The sequence below is a fragment of the Clostridium sp. AM49-4BH genome, from assembly GCF_003478335.1.
In the GTDB taxonomy this organism is placed as follows: Bacteria; Bacillota; Clostridia; order Lachnospirales; family Lachnospiraceae; genus Butyribacter.
This window is the reverse complement of sequence record NZ_QUFB01000101.1, coordinates 1-2,919: the sequence shown is the minus strand read 5'-3', so window position 1 is coordinate 2,919 and position 2,919 is coordinate 1. Positions and strand designations below refer to the sequence as shown.

At 38.3% G+C, this 2,919-nt stretch carries 3 protein-coding genes and 1 pseudogene; all 4 read left to right on the top strand.

The window, feature by feature from the left end:
• Positions 1-219, top strand: a pseudogene (locus DW981_RS14355) (phospholipase D family protein); the annotation flags it as partial.
• A gap of 18 nt (positions 220-237) precedes the next feature.
• The gene (locus DW981_RS14350) at positions 238-909 is read left to right on the top strand and encodes a response regulator transcription factor (protein WP_118508221.1); all 672 of its coding nucleotides are present in this window, start codon (positions 238-240) and stop codon (positions 907-909) included.
• The gene (locus DW981_RS14345) at positions 909-1,952 is read left to right on the top strand and encodes a HAMP domain-containing sensor histidine kinase (RefSeq protein ID WP_118508220.1); all 1,044 of its coding nucleotides are present in this window, start codon (positions 909-911) and stop codon (positions 1,950-1,952) included. Before DW981_RS14350 ends, DW981_RS14345 begins: the two co-directional genes overlap by 1 nt.
• 31 nt (positions 1,953-1,983) lie before the next feature.
• The coding region (locus DW981_RS14340; protein WP_147352674.1) for an FUSC family protein at positions 1,984-2,919 on the top strand (936 nt) is incomplete at its 3' end.

Genomic DNA, 2,919 nt, shown 5'->3' with positions numbered 1-2,919 from the left:
TATCTGGATACGGAACTGATGCTTGTAATTCGCAGTAAAGATATTAATAAACAGTTGGAAGAAGGCATGATGGAATATGAAAGAGTGTCCCGACAGGTATTGGAAGATGGAACCTATCGTGATCCGTATCATGTAGAGCCAATTGAATTGACAAAGAAGCGTCAGAGAAACGTACTTTTGGTACAGCATCTGCTTGGATGGGCAAGATATCTGTTCTGATAAAGGAGGAAGAAGATTATGTTTCAAATATTAATTGTAGAAGATGATAAAGAATTAAGCCAGCTGTTCCGAAAAGTGCTGGAGAAGAATGGCTATCAGGTCAAATGCACATCGGATGGAGCACTGGCATTAGAGATATTGGATAAAGAGTATATTGATCTGATCATTTCCGATATTATGATGCCGGTTATGGATGGTTATGAACTGGTGTCGGAACTCCGTTCAGCAGGATATCAGATACCGGTACTTATGATCACTGCGAAAGGTTCCTTTGATGATATGCGCCAGGGATTTCTTTCGGGAAGTGACGATTATATGGTAAAACCGGTAAATGTGAATGAAATGGTTTTAAGAGTCGGAGCACTGCTTCGCCGTGCACAGATACTGAATGAACACAAAATTGTGATCGGTTCAACAGAGTTTGATTATGATGCAATGACGGTTACAACTGATAAGGAAAGTCTTGTTTTGCCTAAAAAAGAATTCCTGCTTTTATATAAGCTTGCAGCTTCGCCAGGCAGAACATTTACAAAACAACAGTTGATGGATGAAGTATGGGGATACGAGACGGAGGCAGACCCACATACGATAGAGGTACATATAGGAAGAATCAGAGAGCGTTTTAAAGATAACCCTGATTTTGAAATCGTAACAATGCGTGGAATTGGATACAAGGTGGTGAAAAAATAATGGAACAAAAGAAAGAAAAAGGATTGCGGATCCGATCCTGTCTGACTGGTGCAATCTGGCTGGCACTTGTATTTTCAACAGTCATATCTGCTTTATTATTTGCTTTTTTGAATCATTTTTTTAATCTGCCGGGCAGCATACCTGTGCTTGGCTGGCTTTTGATTTTCTATACATTGATTGCAGGGCTGATCACTTCCTTTATTAATGCAAAGTTACTGGAACCAATTACCAGACTTAGTAAAGCAATGAAGGAAGTTTCTCAGGGAGATTTTGAACAGCATTTGGAAACGAACAGCCGTATAGCAGAAGTTGGAGAATCTTATCAAAGTTTTAACGTTATGACAAAAGAACTTCGTGCAACAGAGGTGCTGCAGATGGATTTTGTATCTGATGTTTCTCATGAGTTTAAGACCCCGATTAATGCCATTGAAGGATATACAATGCTGCTTCAGGGAGAAGAACTGTCTCCGGATCAAGAGGAATATGTAGAAAAAATCTTATTTAACACCCAAAGACTTTCCGGATTGGTTGGTAATATTTTGCTGTTATCCAAGTTAGAGAATCAGAATATACCAATGAAAAAAACAGAATATCGTCTGGATGAACAGATCCGCCAGGCATTTCTTTCATTGGAAACAAAATGGACAGAAAAAGAAATTGGTTTTCAGGTAGAATTGGAGGAGGTTAAATATACTGGGAATGAAGGACTTTTTATGCATATCTGGATAAATCTTTTGGATAATGCGATTAAGTTCAGCCCTTCAAAGGGGACAATTACGATGTTTCTGAAACAAGAACAGGATTCTGTTAAGTTCATTCTGGAAGATGAAGGACCGGGAATAGAGGATGATGTAAAATCCAGAATATTTGACAAGTTCTATCAGGTAGATGGATCTCATAAAGCAGAAGGAAATGGCCTAGGTCTTGCACTTGTAAAACGGATTGTAGATAGTGCCGGAGGAACAATCAAAGCAGAAAACCGTGAATATGGTGGATGCAGATTTGTTGTAGAGCTTCCAATACAGAAAGATGAGGCCATATAAGTTTAAGAAAAACAGATAGAGGAGGAATTACATGACATTTTATCAGGAATTGCAGTTAAATCAGGCAGGTTCTAAAAATCTGTTGAAAAAGAGTGAAACAGTGAAAGAAAAATCATATCATATACTGGTATATTTGGTAAAGATAGCCGTTACAATGGCATTTTGTTTTTTATTTGTTACTATTTTCAGTATCTTATTTGGAAATGAGAATAGTATTGTGGGTGTAGTAGTTTTATTATGCCTTATGGTATTTCGGAATGCGGATCTGGGGATTCACACCGGACAATCTACGATGCTTTTGGCTTTGTTCTTTGTAATTATGACGGTATGTCCGCATTTAGCAAATCAGTTTTCACCGGTATTGGGAATGCTGTTAAATATTGCGGCACTGGCTGTGTTGATTCTGTTCGGATGCCATAATCCATTCATGTTTAATCAATCTACATTGGTTCTTGGGTATCTACTGCTATATGGTTATGATGTTACGGGAAAAAGCTATCAGATGCGATTAGTCGGAATGGCTTTAGGTGCAGCACTTACCTGCTTTGTATTTTATCGAAATCATAAAAACAGAACCTATAAAAGAAATCTGAAAGATCTGATACAAGAATTTGATATCACTTCTTCCAGAACAAAATGGCAGATATGTCAGATTTTATGCGTACCGATTGTCCTTTGCATTGCAGAACTTTGTAATATGCCACGTGCAATGTGGGCTGGTATTGCGGCCATGTCCGCGATTTTGCCGTTTATGGAAGATATGCACTACAGAGTCCGTAAAAGGATTGTCGGAAATATTGCAGGTGTTATATGTTTTACAGTATTATATTTTCTGCTTCCTTCGTCAATCTATGCATATATAGGAATTCTTGGTGGAATCGGTGTAGGATTTTCAGCACAATATGGCTGGCAGGCAGTATTTAACACATTTGGTGCTTTAGCCATTGCTGCAGAGACTTATGGACTA

Bases quoted from the DNA above. Each gene is read 5' to 3' on its own strand.
- DW981_RS14350 (WP_118508221.1), top strand. From the start codon at position 238: ATGTTTCAAATATTAATTGTAGAAGATGATAAAGAATTAAGCCAGCTG.
- DW981_RS14345 (WP_118508220.1), top strand. From the start codon at position 909: ATGGAACAAAAGAAAGAAAAAGGATTGCGGATCCGATCCTGTCTGACT.